General features: G+C 33.0%; 4 protein-coding genes. 2 read left to right on the forward strand and 2 right to left on the reverse strand.

Features of this window, described 5'->3' with window-relative positions; all coding sequences use genetic code 11:
- A partial coding sequence (locus OZD62_RS03960) for a 30S ribosomal protein S1 (protein ID WP_275019472.1) occupies positions 1-1,470 on the reverse strand: 1,470 nt, incomplete at its 3' end.
- 139 nt (positions 1,471-1,609) lie between these two features.
- On the opposite strand from OZD62_RS03960, the gene trmB reads away from it, so the two are divergent.
- Positions 1,610-2,275 (forward strand): tRNA (guanosine(46)-N7)-methyltransferase TrmB, encoded by a 666-nt coding sequence (trmB, locus tag OZD62_RS03965; protein WP_012673367.1) that lies wholly within the window; start codon positions 1,610-1,612, stop codon positions 2,273-2,275.
- A 476-nt stretch (positions 2,276-2,751) separates the two neighbouring features.
- Here the strand turns inward: trmB and OZD62_RS03970 are convergent, their stop codons facing one another.
- Positions 2,752-3,399, reverse strand: coding sequence for a heme exporter protein CcmB (locus tag OZD62_RS03970; protein ID WP_010963039.1), 648 nt, complete (start codon positions 3,397-3,399; stop codon positions 2,752-2,754).
- Between the two features lie 106 nt (positions 3,400-3,505).
- Here OZD62_RS03970 and OZD62_RS03975 point away from each other — a divergent pair, with 106 nt between their 5' ends.
- Positions 3,506-3,898, forward strand: coding sequence for a TraR/DksA family transcriptional regulator (locus OZD62_RS03975; RefSeq protein ID WP_275019473.1), 393 nt, complete (start codon positions 3,506-3,508; stop codon positions 3,896-3,898).
- Positions 3,899-4,305 lie beyond the last annotated feature (407 nt).

The following is a 4,305-nucleotide window of genomic DNA, read 5'->3' on the forward strand; positions in this document are numbered from 1 at the left end:
ATCACCTACCTTAACTTTCTTTATCAGTTCTTCAAGAGGATCATACTCTATTTGTTTTATTCCAAGATAAATTCTTGCCCGATTCACGTTAGCCCTTATTACTTTTGCTTCTATTTTATCACCTACATTATACTTCTTTATCTCATCTGAACCATTTTTAGACCAACTAAAATCTTTCACATATATTGTCCCTTCTACGTTCTCATCTATTTCAGAATCACCGAAAGCAACAGATACATATGAGCCGGTATTATTCTTCACTTCACCAGAAACAATAGAACCAGGAGGATATTTATTGATAAATACTTGCCAAGGGTTGTCTACACACCTTTTCATGCTTAAACTCATCCTACTCTTAGCAATGTCAATACTGAGAATTTTTACATATACTTCTTGTCCCCTTGTTACGAGACTACTAACTGGTAAATTACTCTTAACCCAAGTTATTTCTGACGAGTGCACTAAACCTTCAATTCCAGGTCTAAGCTCAACAAATAATCCATAATCTTCTATGCTTGTTACATAACCCTTATGCACACTATCAACTGGATATTTTGACTCTGCATCTTGCCAAGGGCTATCTTCTAGCTGCTTCACACCCAAGGAAATTTTAGCATTTTCCTTATCTATTTTTATAATTTTAACTTTTATAGTCTGACCACAAGTAAAAACTGCAGACGGATGACTTACCCTACTCCAAGAGATATCTGTAATATGTAACAATCCATCTATAACTCCCACTACATCTGATTCATGAATACCGACAAATACACCGTAATGAGTGATACTTTTTATTTTCCCTTCTATTATATCGCCTTCATTTAAAGATTCTAAAAATTTAATTTTTTCACCAGCGTGCAATTTTTCTAACACCAGCTTTCTTGATACTACAATATTGCCCTGCTTCTTATCCATTTTAAGCACGATGAACTTTTGTTCAGTTTCAATAAGGTGCTTCGCATCTTTTACTTGCTTCAAATCCACATGACTCAGCGGTAAAAAAGCGCTTATTCCGTCACCAAGATCAACAATAAAGCCACATTTAATTGAGCGTTTAATAACTCCGCTTACTTCAGCCCTTGTAACTGTATCTTCTTCCAACTTATTCCATTTTTCGTCCCTAATTGCTTTTTCACGACTAAGAACAACATTACCATGATAATCTTCAATTCTTTCCACATAAACTCTGATTTTCGAGCCAATAATGACCTCATCATTACAACCGAGTTCCTTGATCAGAATTCTCCCGTCAGATTTTAAACCAATATCAACCACAACGTCGTTAGGGTTTATTCTTGTAATTACACCTTCTACCACATCTCCTTCTTTAATTTTGTTAACAAAAGAATCTTCAAACAAGGTATTATCTTGATCCTCAAATTGGCCTTGACATATCTCTTCTATAAATTTGTTTGATGATAGCTTTCTGATAGTAACCGGTAGATTTACGACTGGATTATTATTATTCATACCTTTAACTTAAACTTTATTAGAACTCATATATTATATAATATTAACAATTATTGACAAGTAATTTTTCATTAACTCATTTCGAGAATTGTTTAAGCTATATAAAATATAGTGAGAAAATTATATATGTATCAAGAATATGCTATTTAAGAATAGCAAGTGGATTAGATCGTTCTCCAGAAGGTCCAGGCTAAAACCTGATGTTGATGAAATATTGGAAAAATATTCTATTCAAAACAGCAAGGAATCTATAGAGAAAATTGTAAATTCACAAAAAAGAATATGGGTAGAAATAGGCTTTGGCAACGGTGAAAATATGCTTTACCAGGTGCTCAATGAACCTGATCTATTATTTATAGGATGTGAGCCCTACTTAAAGGGGGTTTCTCGCTTGCTAACAAACATAGAAATACAGAACATAAAAAATATTTTAATGTGGACAGAAGATGCAAGAGAATTGATTGCAAATTTTCCTGATAACAGTGTTGAAAGATTCTTTATTCTCTTTCCAGATCCATGGCCAAAAAGAAGTCACAATAAAAGACGATTAATTAATACGGAATTTTTAAATTTATTAGCAAAAAAAATACTTATAACAGGGGAAATATTCATTGCAACCGATCATCAGGACTATGCAGAGTGGATAGCATCACATATAAAGCAGTGTAACTCTTTAATCTATAGGGAAGACGATTTCACAAGTTATACTCTTACAAAATATCACAGAAGAGCGCTCAAAGATCAGCGTAAAGTGAGGTTCTTTAAAGTAAGTGTTATTAATAATTTGCAGACTATGGATCAATAGAGTTTTTGCATATCTCTTTTACGTTAACTATAGATTAAAAATAATAAAAAAAGAGGGAGAAATAGAGTAAATTCCTTTAACTACTTCTCCTTATGAAGGAATAGACTTCTTGCATAACCCAAACTAAGTAGAAAAAAGGTATCATCCAAGTAGCCCCTTTCTCGTCATGCCGCTGCGAATCGTCATACCGCCGCGGCGCTAACACGTAGCGGGATGATGAGGCTTATCGTCATGCCACCGCGAACCGTCATACCGTCACGGTATCTCTTAGCCGCTAACAAGTAGCGGGATGACGGTTGTCAGGTTAGCTGTTATCCCAGTTTTTGACACTGGGATGACAACGAAGGGCTACTTGGATGACAGGGAAGGATGCTGGAATGAAGGTTTTTCAAATTGTCGATAAACCTAAATCTATAATAACTATTTGCCTTTTTTCTAGGTTATGCAAGAAGTCTACTGAATAACAGTAAGATTTTTCAATCCTGTTCCACAGCAAATTTTAGTGCCATGTGAGTAGTTATGGTGCTGTTAACAATCAAAATAACAAAAACTAAGATGGTGATTAGTAGTGTATAAATATTCAAGGATAAATTTTCAAATTGAGTTAGCATTTTAAAATACACAAAGGTTGGCATTATCATTGGCAAAACAAGAATTTGCGATACTCCTGATGCTAAGTTGTTTTGACCAATCATCAATGCATTTCCAGTAGCTGAAATATTGGTGATTATCAGCGTATTAAATAATAAAGACACTCCAACTGCTATTGAGTGTTCAATACTATTGCCTAGAATTGCAAAGCTGAATATGGAAGAAATTACTGAAATCGGTAACCCAAATAATAACCAGTGAGCGAAAATTTTATAAGCAACTATAAGCCTAGAAGAGAGTGGCTGTACAAAGATTTGCTCTAATATTCCATCATGATAATCAGATGTAAACAAATTATTTGTAGAAATCTGCAAAACAAATGTAGCACATATCCATGTTAATGTTAACATAACTTCTTGTTTATTGTTGTTTTTAAGTGTAAATGAAGATAAACTTAACATTATGATAAAAATACATACTATATAGGTAAAGTTCTTATCATCTATTACTAATTTTTTTACTGAGTCGATCATACTAGGCTTTTAAATGTTTATTATAAATTATAGTGTTTACTTTGAGGTAGTATAATTTTTTGTTCATAAATTATACAGGTTTTATTATTTTTTTGATAATGCAATTATGGAAAAGTTACCAAAAATAAAGTCACCAGAAGATTACACTCCTTCAGAAGATGAAGAATATATGAGCGTAAAACAACTGGAATACTTCAGCTTAAAGTTACAATCAATACTCGCTGAGTTAGAGAAACAAGAACTAGAAGATAATAGTATTGATACATACTATTCTGATGAAGATAGTGGAAACGAGAAATTAATCAAGCGTCGAAAAGATAGAAAAGAAAAAATTAAGGAGGCGTTAGAAAAAATAAAATTAGGCACTTATGGTTACTGCGATGGAACAGGAGAAGAAATAGGAGTCGAAAGACTTAAAGCTAATCCGCTTGCTATATATTGTATTGAAGAGCAAGAGAGAGTAGAAAAAGAAAAGAACGTGTACAACATTAACGATTAATTTACACATAAGTGGTGAGCCCATTGGACTTCAAGAGGAGCAAGAGGCGCTGAAGTATGTTATGCTATAAAGAAAGTGGAAAATTGGACATTCTCAACTTGACTCCTGCAGATTAAAAATTAAGTTGTATCCGTTCAGGCAATGGCGTCAACTTAAGGAAAAATATCAGCGATAGTGTATAAAATTTCTCTCCAAATTTTTTATCATTAAATTATCCAAAGAGTGCAAGGGACAGCACTTTTGTTTCTGTTTTATTTCAACAAAGAAGTCTAAAATGTGTCCTTTTTAGGTGAAATATGCAAAAAGGAAAAAACCTTATTCTACAAATTAAAAATATAATATACTCGAAAACTTTTCAGAAAATCCATTGTGTTGAGTTTTACACGAACAAGAAAACTTCCTTTTTC

It is taken from the genome of Wolbachia endosymbiont of Drosophila seguyi, from assembly GCF_028981765.1.
Taxonomy (GTDB): domain Bacteria; phylum Pseudomonadota; class Alphaproteobacteria; order Rickettsiales; family Anaplasmataceae; genus Wolbachia; species Wolbachia pipientis.